The organism is Bacillus sp. SD127 (genome assembly GCF_058566445.1).
Genome location: NZ_CP191226.1, coordinates 1,999,381 through 2,016,387, shown reverse-complemented (window position 1 = coordinate 2,016,387; position 17,007 = coordinate 1,999,381). Strand labels below are relative to the sequence as shown.

The window sequence follows — 17,007 nt, the reverse complement described above, 5'->3', positions numbered from 1 at the left end:
CTTAGATCTTTCATCTATTAACTTATTGCATAAATTGTGAACACATGCGACCCTTCTTGCACACCCCATGAACAAATGCCTCTTTGTTTTATAACAATTTTCGCAGTCTGGTATCTTGAGATGTGTTCTTTTATTTGAAGAGCTTATTCTGATATTATGGGGATGCATACATATATGGTCATAATCTGCATGATGAAGAACAAACTCATTTTGAATATTTTTCTTACACCATTGGCATCTACCTTTATGACGAGAAAATATGTACTCTTTCATATAAGGATTCTTTTGCATTTTTCTAGCAAACTTAACCCATTCACTCTGATAATTCCTGTTCTTTTGCTTTGCGTCATTATATAACATATAGGGAATTAGATCTTCTCGATTATCAAACAAGCAACCCTCTCCTACTTATATTCTTGATAACTTTGCACTGATGTCGGTTATTAAATAAAAGAATGATTTTATTTAAACACCTTGAGTATAGCCTGATTTGTCAATAGTTACGAGATGTTCAATGTCATCATAGTGCTCTGCATTCATAACCTCATAAATATCAATTCCAAGATTTTTTTTCAAATTGCTTTTAGCATGTAAAACAATCATATTATCTGCATTAATGCCATTAGGCATTTGTGGTACACCCGCATCTGTCTTGATTTCTACACCATTAACATTGAAAGTTACTTTTACTGTATTTTGCATTATAACCTCTCCTATTCCCTATAAAAGTACGATTTTATACAGACCTAGAAAACTTGTAATTACTTCCTATGTTTGTAACTTTAGTATACCATTTTCATCCTGAGCGATCGATATGATTATGATTTTTTTGGAAAATCAATAACTCATGCGGCTCTATGTTTAAATATGTACAGACTTTATCTAACAGCTCTCTTGGATACCGCTCCATTTCATCTCTGTATAGCTTTCTGACAGTCGGATACTCATGATCAATTTCTCTGGATAGCTGCCTGATGCTGATCTTCCTTTCGTCTAATAAGGGCTTTAAATTTGATTTAATCACGTTCTCACCTCTTGGTTATTTCTGATCACTTAAAATGATCATTAAATAAATAATAATGGCCAAGGCTTTTTTCTCCTTGGCCTCGCTGAATTTAATACTCATCAGGCTCTTCATGTTCAAATCCATAAATACCGTTTATCCAAACATCTCCACAACCTGGATTCTTTGTAATCTCTAACACGTGATTACGATTAGCATCTCCCTCTACTCGGTCTGTAGCAGTATAGTCTAAATAATTTCCGGTAAATTCTTTCTCACTACGTGGGAATACCCAGCCAGCAAGAGTAATTCTGCTGATTTTCATATTTAGAGTACAACCTTCAGCATTGCGAATTGTGAATTTGTAAAATAGCCAAGTACGGTCATAATCACGATCAAAATAATCTGCCATAGAAAAACTTTCTGAATCCTCACTCATGTGAAAGTTAACATTTTTGTACTCTAATGTAAGCTTTGCCTCGGCATTTGGAATACTAAAACTCGACATAAAGCCAAGGCAAATCATAGTCAGAGCGATTAATTTTTTCATTCCCTCTCCCCCTTTTATTCCAATTATAATATAAATTGGTAATTAAAGGATAGTCTTTTTCTTAATAAGGAAGAAATTTTATGACGTTCTTACTTAGCTGCTTTCTTTGCCTTGTTTTGCAGAAAAACTGAATCCCAGATCCAAAAGATTACAGCAAAGGAAATGCTAAATAAGTAAATTTCATATCCCATTAGAAAGTCTATTGTGGTTTTTGGGTCAGTAGTTATAGCAAAGATTAACCACACTAAGAAGGAAAAGAATATGTATGTAAGCAAATATTTCAGGCTAAACCTTTTTGGATTGCGATTCAAGAAATATTGAACAGGTGCAGCAAAGATTAAATAGAAGATAAAGAGAATAACACTTATTAAGAAGTATGGAATGTAGCCATCATAATCAATGCCCAAAACATAAACAGCAGCAGCAGATAATGCAGACAAGACATGAACAATAAAAATCCTTAAAACTTGCATGTTTATAACCCCTTTCATGATAAAATCTTCTTCAACATTGTTCAGACACCTCCTTAAAATCACTTTAAAATCCATGTTTTATTCAGTTAATTAGATTAATTAACGATTTCTTTTACATATTCAATAAACTGATTTTGGTCTTGAAGATTACCAAGCTTTTCATATTCACCGGTAAAAAGCCATTGTGGGGATTCTCCATTTGTTTGTATCTCCATGATAAAACTAGTCCCTTTTGTATTAATCTCTTCATCTTCCCCAATTTCATAATGATACTCAATCAATTTCTTCAAAGAGTGGCTGTCCTTTATTTCTTTTGTATAAAATGATAATCCCTGCTCCTCATACCGCTTTAGTTCAAAGCCATTATCCAGTAAAAATTTAAGGTTGTTTTCATTTAAAGTTGTCATAATTAAGTCTCCGTCTTAATTAATTTTTAGTGTATACGTTATACTTCTACCAAATACTCTATTTCCGTTTACTCTTTAAAAACCTCTTCATGCTCAGCTACTACCTTTCCATTTTCAAGTAAATAACCTTCAGCTTTATATTCTGTTAGGTTGCTATGAAGCAATTCATCGAATGTATCTGATTGCATATTTTCAATCAATGAATCTTTATTTAATCCATTTGGATAAAAATTTTTCTCTTCTTCCTCTGATACCTCAACTTCAACCACCATAGTGACAACGTACTTAATTTTTTTCATGTGCTCTACTCCTTTAACTTAATCATTTCCCTAGTCTATTACTATTTACTTCTCAATCTCTTTGAAACTGCTGTTTTATTCAAATATGATTGCATGTATCCTTCTTAATTGATCTAACGTTAAATCAACCGATGACCATCTATCAAAGACTGAGCGTATATCGAAAATTAACTTTTTCTTCTCTTCCTGATCAATAATCTCTTGCTTGGATAAATAAAGCTCCCAGTCAGCGCTGTATTCTGTCACTTGTGTTATGTCTTCCAAAGAAAATTTGAACATGCGTCTCGTTTCTGTCTCTCCCGTATTTCCGACATAGAAGTATTTCCTTCCTTTTTTAAGTACGTTTTTCTCTAAAATATCTTTTCTTCCATAACGTGCGGCATTATTAACTGGTTTAAGATAAACTGTGGCACCAACTTTTATTTTTTCTTTGTTCATTTTTTAATCATCCTCCACTATGTATAAAATTGTTGTTTTATTCAATTACAAAATCAATTCTTCTGCTGATGCAACTTCATTGAAGTAGAAACTAGCACCTTCCTCACTCTTTGGGTCTCTAACATCTATTTCTATTTGTGTATCTGTTTCTAAAAGCTTCTTGGCAGGTTCTTTTAAGCCATCCTCCCATTTTTTAATACGTTCATAGAAATCTTTTAAGGCAACTTTTCTGTTGGTATGAGGATGACAATAAAATCACCGTTATAGGCAACATCAATTCTTATGATATACAGTTTATTAGCCACAACAGCTCTCCTTTTTCTGATTAAAATTCAGAACTCACAAGTTCACCATATGATTTTAGATCGATCATTTTTTCTCTTGTGTTTTTAAACAGTTGAATTTCGCTTTCTGTAGCTTCACGCTGAATTGAATCTTTAACCCAATCATTTGTATACAGATCACACACTTGACCATCTTTGACATACAACGTTTCTGTACATACAAAGACATCTAGCATATTAGGTTTGCTTGGTAAGATTTTAATTATATTTACTTCTGTGCTTTCTTCTTCTGTGCTTTCAAGAGCATAATATTGTCCAACCTTAATCTCCATTGCTTTTCTCTCCGTTCTGTTTAATTAATAATCACAATTGCACGACTCATGTCTTCCTCCACAATCTGGGCACTCAAAATCATCTAACATTTCTTCAAGATCAAACATTTGCATTACCTCCATTCTTTTTATTTAAGAAAGTCCTAACTTCTTCAAACACACTTTGCAAGCCCAATCCTTATTTGCCATCAGCTCAGATTCTTCGCCTGTTTCGAAACAGTCTGTAATTTGATCATACTTTTCACAAACAGACTTGTTACCAATAAAAGCGTGGTATTTTGCTTTTGGATGAATCCAATCATGATCTGTTAGATCGCTTTGGATGACAGGCAACTGCCAGACTATTTTATTATTTGTCATCTTCACGCCACCTTTTTAACTCATGTTGTATATTGAACTGATTTCACCTACTAAATTTTCCTCATGATCATAAACTTTTCTTGTCTCGATACAGACAACAACATCACCCATAGGACTAGAGAAGACAATCTTTTCACCATCATTGAACATAAATTCTAGCCCATCCAATTTAAAAACTGTTTCAAGGTATTGTTTCACTGTACTCTCATTCATTTTCATCCCTGCCCTCTTTGTCATTCTCATATGATTCAATTTGCTGATCAACCAGATCACTAACGCTTGGTTGCCCTTCATTCAACTTTTTGACTGTATCCATCCATTCGTTGTGGCTAACTTCTTTCATTTCAATCTCCCCGTTCTGTTTAAAATATGCATTTTATTTGAATTCAGGAATGTTATGATGTAAGCATGAGAAGCCTTGATATATCAATGATGTAATATGATCTGTTATTTAGCGTTTCACTGTATGATTGCTCGCCCTCAAAATCATTTATCACATCTTTTTCTTCTGTAGTCATATCTTGATACTTAACCTTCCCATATGATGGAGGAAGCCAGTTTTTCTTTTGGCTGCCAAAAATATTAAACTTCTTAAGTATTTCCTCATCTTTAAACTCGATGTGACATGTCCCTTTTTTATAGAAAGTTACATAGACGTACTTTAACTCTATTTTTTTTGTCTCCCCGTAATACTCAGCTAATTTTAAAGCTTCATCAATATTTATGTCTTCTGTCAATCCATTGTCAAGATAATTGAAAACTTTTTCGATATCTTTCAACTTTTCTAAGACCTTATAGTCGGTTGGATTATACCGACCATCTAGCCAGCTATAAACGTTCAATGGGATAATCACTTTTTTGTTAATCTTGTACGATTTATTTGTTTTCCACCCATTATATAAGTGCACATTTTTTGATGATTCATCATAGTAATGCTTGTGGCTAAATTCTTCAAAAAGATTAAGTATTGTGTCTTCTACTCCCTGCGTCATCTCTTTGCTCATTTGAATTCTCAATGTATAGATATTGAATAAAGAAAAGTCATAGTCTTTTAATTCCTCAACATGCTGCAAATATTTTTGCTTCAGATTGCTTGTAAAGAGCCCCATAAATTGATCATTATTAAATAACGTATTCCAATACTTCGCCCTGATTTGTTTTATATATGCATTCTCTATATCATTTTCTTCTTTATTCTTATCAATTTGCAGCTTCAATATTGGAGTACTGTCATTATTGAAGCTATGCAGCATTAAGGGTTTTAAACTGTTGTATTCATTGATTAATTTTAAACCCGCTTTGATTTCATAATTGAATTGTTCTACTATCCCTTTTATAAAGTCTGCATTCACTAACTGTGTTGCTTTATAATCCTCATTAATTCTATGAGACTCATCTTTTTTTAAGTCTTCTATTAGGACACTGCTATATTCTTGTTTTTCAATGCTTATGTATATTAGTGCCGTTTCAACTTCTGTGCTTCGCTCTGAGTTCGAAAAAGCGTTTTGAATGTATTCAACTTCTGCATTTATTTCCTCTAGCTTACGAATCAAAAATTTCCTGTCATTTGAATACGGATTTTTTAATGTTTCGGCATTTAGTACGCAAACAATTTGACCAGGTCTTTGTTGCTTCTCTATTAATTCAATCGCCTTTAATAAGTGTTTAACACCGCTGCTAAAAGGTGGATTCATAAAAATCAAATCGTACTTCTTGTAAGTGTTAAAGGTCAAAAAATCGTCTGCTATCACTCTGTAATCTTTGCCTTTAAGTATGTGCTGTAAGTTTTCATCTTGCTCAATTGTATCCATGTCATACTTTGAATTCCTTCTGTAGTTCTTAGTGTTTTTAAATTGAGTGTAAATGGCTTCTACTAAGTTTCCTTTACCTGCTGACGGCTCTAGAACAGAGTTAATGTACTTCCATTCTACTTTAGATGTCATCTTTCGGATTAACTGTGGTGGTGTCGGATAAAAATCCGGATTATCTTTAAACATTTTTATTCTCCCCTTTTTATAAGGGAATGAGATGTTTTCCCATCCCCTATTAGTTTAGATTAGGCTTATATGTATTGATTATTGGTTTGAAGCTTTTTTTATTTAAGTAACCTAAAACTTCATCAAATTGTCTTTTATCACAAGAGTGGTACTTACTATGAATTATTTTCATCCCATCTGGTTTAAGCTCTACATTATTCAATACTGTTTCAGGCAGCGAGTGCCACCCTTTGAATATCAATAATTCTGAATAGAAGTGACGATAATATAATTTTCTTTTATTTTCAGGCCGGTATGTCAACTTGACTGCATTATCATATTGGGCATATTTAGTTGGCCGATAACTGTCATACGTTATTCTTTCAGTAATCAAAGACCCAAGATCAGATATGTAGAATAGAGTATATTTTTCACCTTTTTCAAGTTCAGCATTTTTGAATTGCTCTTGAATACTGTCAACTTCCTGGAGAATTCTGTATAAAGAAATTTTCAATTCCTCTATACCTACTTGTTGGACAACATTTTTACTCAACTTGAAATTATTTAACCTTAGCTTTTCTTTTAATGAAGCTTTATATTTGTTCCAGTCTTCCTTTTTCCAAGTCTCAAACATATTCAATTCTTCAATAACCGAAGTTGAAATGTCTTCTAACTTATCTGCTTGATTTTTTAACTCCTGTACTTCTTCTTCGTTTAACGCTTGCTTATGAGAAATCGACTTTTCAATTTTTGCATTATCCACTAAGCCGACATATCTTGCATAAGAATAACCTTGAGCATCTACAATAAATTGTAATTTGCCATTGTAGTACACACCTACACCGTACAAACTCCATTGAACCGTTCTCTTTTCTAGATCGTTCATATTGTAATAGTCAATCATTGAATTGATTCTATTGTCTTCCGTAAAGCTCCCTCCTGTTTCATCTAAGAAATCAAAATCATTTAGTAGCATGTTAGAAAAGTTGTTTAGAGCTTCTTCGGTATTGAAATGCACTTCCTTTGTTATTTTTACATTTTCAAGAGTAAAAGCACCTTTAGTAACCTCATCTTTATACTGTTTAAGTGTGCAATTCTTATTTAAGTTTGCGGACTGTGAATCAATAACAAAATACTGTTGTTCTTCGTTCAATTGTTTTACTACAATGCTGCTATAGATATTTTCAATTAGTTTCTTTTCTTCTTGTTGCTGTCTCTTATATTCAGCATTTTTGATTTCTTGTTCTTTTAGGTATTCCTGAAGTTCTTTTTCTTTTCTTGCTTTCTCGGCTTCTTCAAATTCTTCAAGCTTTGAATCAAACAATGTCATATCTTTTTTAATTTCTTCTGTCTGTTCTGTTTCCTTGTATTCCCAGTCTAATGAAACATGACCATAAAAGTTGTAACTACCTGCGTAATCAGTGTACGGATCTGCTGGGCTGTAGCAGTGGCGATAATTGTTTAAAAGACTGTTGCAATAATCATAAATCGCAGTCAAATAAGCAGAGCCTTTTTCATAAGGACTTGATTTGATTTTGATGTTAATAGTGCTATGTAAATAGCTTCCCCCAGTAGTAACAGAAAATTTGCATTGTGGGAAACGTTGTCTTACATGCTTTCTTATTTCCTTTGCCATTTCTTTAACTTCCTGTTCCTTGTTAACCTCGAACTCATTCCATTTCGTTGCATCCCACAGACTAATTTTCACACCCTTATCTTTCCTGCTGGTGTTAGTGATGGTGATTGTGTTAGACGATGTATTTTTTTGTTTGGTAATGTCATTAGCGACCTGCATTGATTTTGCTGTCCGTTTGTTCCACCAGCATTTTTTGAATCCAGAGAATCGAAAACCGTTTGATTTAAGATGAGTTAATACCTCTTGTTCTGGTTTACTATCAAAATAAAGTTCAATTCCGTTTAACTCTTCATTAATTCTTAAAACAGCTGTCATTTTCAACCTCTCCACTCTTTAATTGTTTTTTTGTACATATTTTTTGTATTTGTTAATTATATTATATCTTGATAATCAATAATAATCAATACTTTAATGCATATTTTTTGTATTTGATGTAGTGTTTAAATATTAATTGCTCATGAGGGGGTTTGGGGGTGGTGTGAGCAAAAATTGTTCAGGTGAGGAACGAACCGTTTTGAACAATTAGCAGCACCCCCATTCTCTTATTTTATTATTTAATTTATTTACTTCTTTTCTTCTACGAGAGACCCCTATAAAACCTTTATGTACCAAGGGTTTCAAAAACGATTTATTGCTTTTTTTTTCATACACTATTCTTATCTCTCATTCTCTAACCAATCTTTAAACAGCTTTCTCATTCGTGATGATGGGACATATATATTAATACCCTGTCCATTTCTTATGGCTGATCTCCAAATCCATTGAATCATTTCAGATAGAGCAAAATTGTCCTCGTTAATGATTATTCCCTTGGATCTAAAATAATCATCAATTGCAGGATTAACGAATCTGTTTATTGAATAAACCAAAGATTTTTTATAACTGTATTCGTTAGTTGCTTTGATGTTACAGGCTAAAAAGCCTTTCGTATAACCTTTCCCACTTAGTTTACTTTTATGTGATTTAAAAGTTGTCCATAGATTATCCTTAGACTTTGATTTAAGTATATTCTGGTAGTAATTCAGAATATTATTCTTAAGCCGTTTATGTAACACTGAACGTTTTTCAAACCAGTTTTTTGATAACGCATAATAATCATCACCAATTTTATTTAAGTCACCTTCATATATTTTAATTTTATGTCTTAGAACATCCTTCTTTGCTTTATCAAATTGCCTACTATGCTGCATTAATTTATAACTGTCATTGTCTTTGACTATTGCATAAAGTTCATATTCTATTCCGTTAATGTCATAATAATATTTCTGAATCTGAGCATCAAACAAATATGTAAGATTATAGACCTGTTTAAATTGGGCAAAGATGTCTGCTGGAAACTGCCAAAACAATACAGACTCATTATGCAATATTAAGTTTTTACTCTTGGCCAAATGTTTAAGCGTTTGGAACTCTCCTTTATATTCCCTGTTAAGGTTTCTTTCTTGTTCATCATTCCAAATGATTGTGCCATTATTGTTCTTAATCCATTCATTTTGGAACAGCATATCCAGATCATCCTTGGATATATTCAATTTCTTTACTACTTCCATAGTTTCATCCAGGATAAGAGTATAATTGCCTGAGTAAATCAATTCTTTAGTCGTTTCATTAGCCATACTGAATAAGGCATGGGTTGTCACAATGTCATTGTTATCTGCTAAATGTTTATGTAATGAATCCAGTTTATAGAGTGTTTCCCCTTCTTCACTATGTATTTTCGGTTCGTAAAACTTTCTATTCGTACACGACCTCTTTATTCTTGTTACCTCATCAAGATATGGTGTGATAAAGATAAAATGCTCATTCTTTGGTGCATCATTCATCATCTTAATAATGTAAGTTGTTTTACCAGATCCCATAATAGAATCAATCACTTTAACCTTTTCCATATATTCTCCTTATATTTTCAATTTGAATCTAAAAATAAGGAACGATAATTGGTTTACCGCTCCTTAATTTATAATCCATATTTAATTATCCTTTTTCTTTTTGCTGAATGATTAATACTGAATCATCTTGTTTTATTTTGCTTATCTCTTCTTTATACTCTAAAAGGTCTAAATCAATTCTGTCAGTAGTTTCCTTGATGGTGTCTATATCTTTCTTGAGCATTTCCAATTCCTTAGTAAGCTGCCGAATAGCATCCAGGAATTTATTCTCCACTCATCTCACCTCAATGATTTAACTATATCATGAGGCCTATACGATTAGTGTGACTTGTTTCTTAGTTTAAGGAATACAAAATAGATGATCCATATCAGAAAGATAATGATACATGTGACTACAAATATTGTATTGATTAGTGTTTGTGCTTCGCTGCTGAAGTAATCTTTAATGAGTTGAAACATCAAGAATAAGCCAATGAATGTGATATGGGTAAACCATAATGAGAATCGTTTCATGTTTACAATGTGCTTGATCATGTTATAATATGGGTAGGAACTAAAGGAGAAGTTCATTCCCCTTTAGCTTGGTACTCATCTGCGTATACGTTTGCGTTGTCTCTTGCTACGGAGCCGCTTACGTGTACGCTTTTTCTTTTTGCTTGTCCCCTTCATTAAGTTTCTTACCTTTTCAACTATTGTTAGACTGTTGATTGTAAGAACCGTTAAAGATATGAGGAAAGCAACTATGATACCCACTTTCTCAAGCACTATGTACACCTCCTTTCCTATGACTCTATTATAACATAATTAGTGATTTTTATATACATATTTTTTATATTTGTGGTAAGTTATTTGTGTGTTGATGGATGGTATTAAGATGCCTTGTGTGCTGTTTGATTGGGAAGAAATACAATTGATTGGGAATTGATTAAGGATGCTTAGAGACGTGTTATATTGGCTCTGAGAGCGTGTGAGTGTGCTTAGATTGGATGATGATGAGTGTTGTGTATATATGATGTGGGAATCGGATGAGGTTAGTGTGAAGAATGATTAGTGTAGGATATATGATTGGGTAAGATATGGTTAAGTATAGTGATTAGGATAAAATAAATATGTCTTCGATCCCCTCGGATTCGTTATAAATACGATTATTTTTAATGAATGGTTATTCATTTTTAAATTGATAACCAATTTATTTTTTAAAATTAATTCTTGTGTTTGGCCTGGAATTATGTTAGTGCTGGTGCAGACCTCCCCAAGTCATTAAATGCACGTATAATGTTCCTTATACACGTATTACAATACCAATATATGGGGGTATATTTACATCTAATGGTAAAATTAAGGGAACAGATGTGCCCATAGCACTTCCATTTCCACACCCTATCCAAATTTTCATTTTCCTAATTCCACCTCAAAATCACCCTTTTTCACATCGTAATCGCTATCGTAAAAGCCTTAAATATCAACATTTTCCCCTCTTCAAATTTACTCGTTTTCTTCAATATTTAGATTAAGCAGCCACTTCCCCCTACTCTCACTTATGTTTTACGATCGTTTATCCCCTAATTACCATTCGATACAGCAAATACCCTTATGTTAACTGGCTTTTTAAGCTCTTTAAAATTTTTTACGATAGGCATGTTTTTAGATTACGATAATCACTCCAACTAACGCACTTGCGAAAAACAATAGACAAATACAAATAATATGTATATAATAATCACATGAGTAAGGAGGTGAAATAATGCAAAAGGATTCAAAGAAAGTAACGTACATGTTTAGTAATTTAATTGGATTTTTAGAGACTACTATTATTGAAGGAACTGCTTCACAAGAAGAAAACACTCTTTATGAGGACTATAAACTTTTTGGAACAATCGATAAACAGAGCTATACATACAAAAATCTTGTACATAAGTATCTAAAAAGCGACTATTAAATCAAAAAATATGCATAATAGTAATAAGGGGAGAATTTATTGAAAGGAAAAAAAGACGGTCTTAATAAGCAAGTACATATTTACAGTATTGATACTTCTGCTTTTTATAATGATCAAGAAAACAAATTACATAACAAGATTTTAAAATCATATAGGTACAGAGATCATCTCAGAAAACTTGAACATGTTGATAAAAAACATAAGAAGTACATAACGCAAAGGATTATTTCCTTAAAAGAAAATCTTTATAACGCCTTTAACAATCATAATCAAATAAGAACACTTAGAACAGATTCCCTGAAAGATAATAATGTGATTTCATTATTTGATTCAGTCTTAACCCGAACATTGGGAATCAAAGAAAACTCTCTCTCTGAAGAGATCATGGTTGTCCAAACTTATCACTTTCAAATTTTAAGGGGCATTATTGATAAAGGATTCATACATAACAATGAGAAATACGTTTATTTCACTAGCAGTGCCGGTCAAATACGAACCAAAAAGTCTTGTTTTATCAAGCAAAGCACCTTAGATAAGTATCAAAATGCTTTAACTTGTGGCCTTAGTGTGGAGCAAATCAATGCTCATGGTGGGAGTAGCATAAACAAATGGAATAGCTACATGGCCTTATCGAATAGCGCCAGCAGTCCATGGGAAATTGATATTGATAAAACAATTGTCGTAAATGACTTAGAAACAAACGTTTCCAGCCTGGTTGATTATATTGACCGTGATACATATGAAATCACTCGTAAAGTTATGGATATTCCTATAGAACATACAGATGGTTGCGGAATGATGCTTCCTAGTTTGAGCCAGAAAAGCTTTATGGTCAGATTACCTTGGGTTAAGGGTCTGTTAGTTCCATTTGATTTTAGAAAGTTTGCTGAAAAACACAGTTCATTTATAGTTAAGGACGTCTACGGTAAAGAATGGGACATTACTAAAGATGATATCCAAATAATTTTTACGAAAAGCCAGTTTAAGATGTGGAAGTACTATGATTCTTGGGATGATTATCGCTTTAAATTTAAAAAGTATGGATGTTTAGGAGCTAAATTAAATGAAGAAGATCCATCTGTTGAGGGAAAACTGACTTACCAGATGCTACAAACACTCACGGATATAACAGATGAGGAATTGAAACAAATCAGCTCAAAGACTGTTAGTGAGATTACTCAATTAGGCACTGATAAAGAAACAATGATGAAAGTTTTAGGGGCTACCGAGAAAAATAAACATAAGACAAGCCTTCAAGAAGCTCTACTAATATATCCTGAGCTGCTAAATGATGATCACACCAAAGAAATCATTAAGAATAAGAAGAAGAGTATGATTAAGGACGCCAAATCAGGAAAATTACTTGTTAGTGACGCCCGGTATACATATTTATGTCCAGATCTATATGCTTTTTGTGAAAGATTGTTTCTTGGAATTGAGAATCCGAAAGGACTGCTTTCAGGAAGCGATGTCCATTGTTCTTTATATGATGAAGGGTACATTGATATCCTTCGCTCCCCTCACCTATTCAGGGAGCATGGTGTTAGGTGGAACAAAAAAGATGAGGGATATGAAAAGTGGTTCATTACCCCAGGTGTTTACACCAGCATTCATGATCCGATATCTAAACTGCTGCAGTTTGACAATGACGGGGATAAGGCCTTAATTATTTCTGATGAGCTAATCGTCAATATTGCCAAGCGTAATATGGAGAACATCGTTCCTTTGTATTATGAAATGTCTGTAGCCCAGAAACAAGAGATTAATAGCAGAAACATCTATGAAGCACTAACTCTTGCTTATGGAATCAATATCGGGGAGTACAGTAACAACATCACTAAGATATGGAACAGTGACAATATAAACCTGGACGTGATCAAATGGTTATGCATGGAGAATAACTTTACTATCGATTTTGCAAAAACCTTGTTCATGCCCACCCGCCCTGATCACGTTGATGAGAAAATCAAAGATTACAAAAAAAATAAAGTGCCCCATTTCTTCATCAATGCAAAGGATAAAGAAGAACATAGCGTAGAGTTGATTAATGAAAGTACAATAAATAAGTTAGACTCAATTATCCCTAATGAACGAATCAACTTTAACACAGTTGCTGGAAAATTTGATTACCGTTTCTTACTCAAAAACAAAAAGGTGAAGCTAGATGAAGTATTAATAAATGAATATAAACTGCTTGACCGCAACAAAAAATGGCTTATGAATGATGAAGATTTAAAACCTGGGCAAAAGCTTTATGTCTACAAGATTATAAAAGATAGATTAATGGATTTACATGACAATGAGCATTATATTACAGATGTTTTGGTAAAGCATCTATATAAGAAAAAGAGCAAATTTAAATCTACTTTGTGGGAATGTTTTGGAGAGGTTATTTTAGAAAATATACGGGACAATTTTAAAAATTTTAAAGCTTGTTATAGTTGTGGAAGTATGTATAAGTCAGCCTCAAATAAATCTAAATACTGCACTAAATGTGCTTTAGAAACTGAAAAAAAGAACCATCGAGTAAGACAAAAAAAATACAGTAAGAAGAAAATGACGAAATAGAAAGTGCCTTGAGCCTTACTCCCCCAAGGGCTACAGCGTTTCTCGGCAAAAAAAATTAACAAAAAAGCACCTTGAACCCTTGGTACGACTGGGCTGAAAGCCCCTTTTGAGATAATCGCCATAAGGGAGAAAGAAAGCTAATTTCCACATAAAAGGGTGAGTAAGTCTCCCGTTTTTTCAAAAAAATCACAAACGTTACCGTAATTATACTTTAACACAAAAATAAACAAAATCACTAGGAGGAATTAAAACATGAACAAAACAGAATTTGTTGGAGCAGTTTCAGAAAAATTAGGTGTTACTAAGAAAGAAGCTACGCCAAAAGTAGAAGCAGTATTTGATGTTATTGTTGAAACACTAGCAAAAGGTGAATCAATCAAGATTCCTGGAGTTGGTACATTTGAAGTCCGCGAACGTGCAGCACGTAAAGGGAGAAATCCGCAATCAGGCGAGGAAATTGATATTCCAGCAACAAAAGCACCTGCCTTCAAGGCTGCAAAAGCTCTCAAAGATGCAGTGAAAGCTTAACAATCTATAATGAGGGATTAGCATCCTCCTCTCTTCACCTATAAATGCGGTGGCGGAATTGGCAGACGCACAATCTAGTCTTGGATCAATCGATTCATGAGCCAATACTGGTCAGTTAAATGGTGCAGACGTTCCTAGAGCATACTGTCATGGGAGGTGCAAATCCTCACCGCATTCACTTCAGGTGTTAAGAGAAATTATTTAATTGCCAACATGGGGGTGTTGTCAATTAACAAGTTGATTACTGATATATGGGATATCAGTTCTCGACTAATGTTCATTTATGAAGGTACAGACTAATTTGAATGAACATTAGTGGAGATTCCTCTCCTGTGTGGACTAGCTTTTCTTGATTAAACAATATCTACTCCCCTATTTTCTGTATCATTCTGACACAAAACTGCGGTTGGTCATTGCAGTTAGTCGGATAATAGTCATTTATGAGGGTGCGAGGTTAACTCGGATGTCTGTATCTAAAGGAGACAGGTAAATGACTATTATCGGGCTAAACATGTCGGTAAGACCTATGCTACTCAAGCTGTTTATGTAGGGTGAATCCCATCACAGTCTTACTATGGGTGACATGTAACCTGAATATTAATTGCGGTGTACTGCTTCGGCTTACACTTAGGTAAGGCAGATGCGTCTTCCTTACCTCAAATTTCACTTAGCAACATATTCGCTATTTATTCGCTACTTCTCCTTCATTCTGAATGGAGACTCATCTTTCCCATGCACATACCTCCTTACACGGGTCAGAGAAAACTATGCAAAATAAGAGGCTGGCGATCTACACGCATTGTATGTAGATAAGGTGTGTGACCTGACATGAAAAGACAGGAATGTCTCTGAAAAGGGTTATATGGGTCTTACCTTTTCGATTACTTTTGATTAAAACGAAGGATAAAATTTGTTTTATTGGCAATTTATTTAAGAATCTATTAGAATATAAAAGATGTATGTCTAAAGGAGAAGATAATAAATGTCAAAAATCGCTTTGTTCGAAGCTTTACCTTTAAGAAATGCAATCTCAAAACGTATTCAGGAACTGTTACAGGAACGAGATAGTGTTGCATATGTTGAACATGATAAAGATGAAAAATATACAAAACCAACAAAAACTGTAGACCAAATCACAGCTGAGCTGGAATCGACTAAAAAAGATTATCGTGAATTAGTAGTACTAATCGCTAAAGCCAACCTGGATGCAAAAGTTTTGTGGGATGAAAAAGAATTATCGATCACAGAAGCGCTTGAATTAGCACAGCAACTTAGAGGTGAAGCGAATAAACTCAAAAGTTACGGTCGTTCTCAGAAAACTGAACGAGTAAATTCTTATTCTGATGTTATTAGTTATCGTGAAGCCTTGTTTGATCCTGATAAGATGCAAACTAAAGGATTAAAGTTAGAAAGAATGGCTAATCGTCTTTCAAACTCTATTGAAAAAGCTAATCATAATTATGAAATTGAGTTTGAAGCTGCAGATAAGTATCTATAAAAGCTAAGGTTTTAACTTAGCTATGAGGGTAAAATCACTTTTATCTTGATAGCTGGGTGTAAAACTGCCCAGCTTGGACAACAGAGAAGTAGAAAGCCGCTTTAGTTTAGAGCGTATCTAAACTGTAATACCAAAACTCATTTATTTCCTAGGTTGGAGACGGATTACGTTTTACAGCTTACGAATTACGAGATTTACGAGTTTACGGACGCAAACCTTTATTAGTGATATTTTAATCAAAAATATACTCTGTTCTCTGTTGTTCCAATAATTTAACTCATGTGCCAAGCTGTACAAGGAGTTCCTGAAGACGTCATTATGACGTCTTTTGTTATTTTCAGATTTCCCTGTCGATCCGAAGGCTTACGTTCCTACGTGAGTTACTGATGCAGGTGAGAGGGGGGATAAAATAACTAGAACAATAGAATTTAAAAGTCCTTTACTCTTTTTTAGCTTTACCTTTGTCATAACCAAACATATAGCCAAAAGCTATCAATGCTGCCCCACCAAAACGAAGATATTGGTGATACTCAAAATCTTTAAAAACAGTAACCGCTCCAACTATCAACAAAACACCTATTATAATAAAGGCATTCAAAACTTTGTCTATCAAAAAAACACCCCTTTTTCAAATTCATCTACACTTCATTATACCTATTGTGGATTATTTTACCACACAGAGCAGTTCTTGATAATTCAAATAGGTCTGTAATACATATGTACGCAAGTTTTCAATAATCTCCTTCGGGCGTTTCCCCAACGCCTATCCGACTTATCTTTCATCTCCTTTATATCCCCTTCTCGGACGTTACCGATGCTTCGGATCA

At 33.6% G+C, this 17,007-nt stretch carries 22 protein-coding genes; 4 read left to right on the top strand and 18 right to left on the bottom strand.

Annotated features, from left to right (window positions below):
• Positions 1–465: 465 nt before the first annotated feature.
• The 17 genes from ACQVGS_RS10625 to yonT all read right to left on the bottom strand — a co-directional run bounded on the left by ACQVGS_RS10625 (position 466) and on the right by yonT (position 10,412).
• On the bottom strand, positions 466–702 hold the full coding sequence (locus ACQVGS_RS10625) for a hypothetical protein (RefSeq protein WP_061187748.1): 237 nt from the start codon (positions 700–702) through the stop codon (positions 466–468).
• Positions 703–796: 94 nt separating this feature from the next.
• Positions 797–1,024 (bottom strand): helix-turn-helix domain-containing protein, encoded by a 228-nt coding sequence (locus ACQVGS_RS10620; protein WP_491831628.1) that lies wholly within the window; start codon positions 1,022–1,024, stop codon positions 797–799.
• A 91-nt stretch (positions 1,025–1,115) separates the two neighbouring features.
• A complete protein-coding gene (locus tag ACQVGS_RS10615) occupies positions 1,116–1,553 on the bottom strand; it encodes a hypothetical protein (protein WP_032721662.1) in 438 nt (145 codons plus the stop codon).
• 89 nt (positions 1,554–1,642) lie between these two features.
• Positions 1,643–2,044, bottom strand: a complete 402-nt coding sequence (locus ACQVGS_RS10610) for a UPF0715 family protein (RefSeq protein WP_491831626.1) — start codon at positions 2,042–2,044, stop codon at positions 1,643–1,645.
• Positions 2,045–2,121: 77 nt separating this feature from the next.
• Entirely contained in the window at positions 2,122–2,433 is a 312-nt protein-coding gene (locus tag ACQVGS_RS10605) for a hypothetical protein (protein ID WP_491831624.1), read from the bottom strand.
• 68 nt (positions 2,434–2,501) lie between these two features.
• The gene (locus tag ACQVGS_RS10600; protein ID WP_306644869.1) at positions 2,502–2,732 is read right to left on the bottom strand and encodes a hypothetical protein; all 231 of its coding nucleotides are present in this window, start codon (positions 2,730–2,732) and stop codon (positions 2,502–2,504) included.
• 75 nt (positions 2,733–2,807) lie between these two features.
• Complete coding sequence (locus ACQVGS_RS10595) at positions 2,808–3,170, bottom strand: beta barrel domain-containing protein (RefSeq protein WP_491831622.1); 363 nt, start codon at positions 3,168–3,170, stop codon at positions 2,808–2,810.
• 325 nt (positions 3,171–3,495) lie between these two features.
• Positions 3,496–3,786, bottom strand: coding sequence for a hypothetical protein (locus ACQVGS_RS10590; protein ID WP_491831620.1), 291 nt, complete (start codon positions 3,784–3,786; stop codon positions 3,496–3,498).
• A 132-nt stretch (positions 3,787–3,918) separates the two neighbouring features.
• Positions 3,919–4,146, bottom strand: coding sequence for a hypothetical protein (locus tag ACQVGS_RS10585; protein WP_491831618.1), 228 nt, complete (start codon positions 4,144–4,146; stop codon positions 3,919–3,921).
• Positions 4,147–4,161: 15 nt separating this feature from the next.
• A complete protein-coding gene (locus ACQVGS_RS10580) occupies positions 4,162–4,365 on the bottom strand; it encodes a hypothetical protein (protein ID WP_491831616.1) in 204 nt (67 codons plus the stop codon).
• Entirely contained in the window at positions 4,352–4,489 is a 138-nt protein-coding gene (locus ACQVGS_RS10575; RefSeq protein ID WP_491831614.1) for a hypothetical protein, read from the bottom strand. Before ACQVGS_RS10575 ends, ACQVGS_RS10580 begins: the two co-directional genes overlap by 14 nt.
• 52 nt (positions 4,490–4,541) lie before the next feature.
• Complete coding sequence (locus tag ACQVGS_RS10570) at positions 4,542–6,143, bottom strand: DUF4942 domain-containing protein (RefSeq protein WP_491831612.1); 1,602 nt, start codon at positions 6,141–6,143, stop codon at positions 4,542–4,544.
• A 49-nt stretch (positions 6,144–6,192) separates the two neighbouring features.
• On the bottom strand, positions 6,193–8,073 hold the full coding sequence (locus ACQVGS_RS10565; protein WP_491831610.1) for an LPD29 domain-containing protein: 1,881 nt from the start codon (positions 8,071–8,073) through the stop codon (positions 6,193–6,195).
• Positions 8,074–8,414: 341 nt separating this feature from the next.
• A complete protein-coding gene (locus ACQVGS_RS10560) occupies positions 8,415–9,647 on the bottom strand; it encodes a YonV family putative phage-derived protein (RefSeq protein WP_491831608.1) in 1,233 nt (410 codons plus the stop codon).
• An 85-nt stretch (positions 9,648–9,732) separates the two neighbouring features.
• Positions 9,733–9,921, bottom strand: coding sequence for a hypothetical protein (locus ACQVGS_RS10555; RefSeq protein ID WP_332276186.1), 189 nt, complete (start codon positions 9,919–9,921; stop codon positions 9,733–9,735).
• A 44-nt stretch (positions 9,922–9,965) separates the two neighbouring features.
• The gene (locus tag ACQVGS_RS10550; RefSeq protein ID WP_213417645.1) at positions 9,966–10,217 is read right to left on the bottom strand and encodes a hypothetical protein; all 252 of its coding nucleotides are present in this window, start codon (positions 10,215–10,217) and stop codon (positions 9,966–9,968) included.
• 18 nt (positions 10,218–10,235) lie between these two features.
• Complete coding sequence (gene yonT / locus ACQVGS_RS10545) at positions 10,236–10,412, bottom strand: type I TA system toxin YonT (RefSeq protein ID WP_326365409.1); 177 nt, start codon at positions 10,410–10,412, stop codon at positions 10,236–10,238.
• 979 nt (positions 10,413–11,391) lie between these two features.
• On the opposite strand from yonT, the gene ACQVGS_RS10540 reads away from it, so the two are divergent.
• The 4 genes from ACQVGS_RS10540 (at position 11,392) to ACQVGS_RS10525 (ending at position 16,180) form a co-directional block, all read left to right on the top strand.
• Positions 11,392–11,586, top strand: a complete 195-nt coding sequence (locus ACQVGS_RS10540) for a hypothetical protein (protein ID WP_072692657.1) — start codon at positions 11,392–11,394, stop codon at positions 11,584–11,586.
• A 39-nt stretch (positions 11,587–11,625) separates the two neighbouring features.
• The gene (locus ACQVGS_RS10535; RefSeq protein WP_491831605.1) at positions 11,626–14,154 is read left to right on the top strand and encodes a hypothetical protein; all 2,529 of its coding nucleotides are present in this window, start codon (positions 11,626–11,628) and stop codon (positions 14,152–14,154) included.
• A 252-nt stretch (positions 14,155–14,406) separates the two neighbouring features.
• On the top strand, positions 14,407–14,682 hold the full coding sequence (locus tag ACQVGS_RS10530) for an HU family DNA-binding protein (RefSeq protein WP_491831603.1): 276 nt from the start codon (positions 14,407–14,409) through the stop codon (positions 14,680–14,682).
• Positions 14,683–15,664: 982 nt separating this feature from the next.
• Positions 15,665–16,180, top strand: a complete 516-nt coding sequence (locus tag ACQVGS_RS10525; protein ID WP_061187729.1) for a hypothetical protein — start codon at positions 15,665–15,667, stop codon at positions 16,178–16,180.
• A gap of 439 nt (positions 16,181–16,619) precedes the next feature.
• Here ACQVGS_RS10525 and ACQVGS_RS10520 read toward each other — a convergent pair whose 3' ends face one another.
• Complete coding sequence (locus tag ACQVGS_RS10520; protein ID WP_491831601.1) at positions 16,620–16,793, bottom strand: hypothetical protein; 174 nt, start codon at positions 16,791–16,793, stop codon at positions 16,620–16,622.
• Between the last annotated feature and the right edge of the window lie 214 nt (positions 16,794–17,007).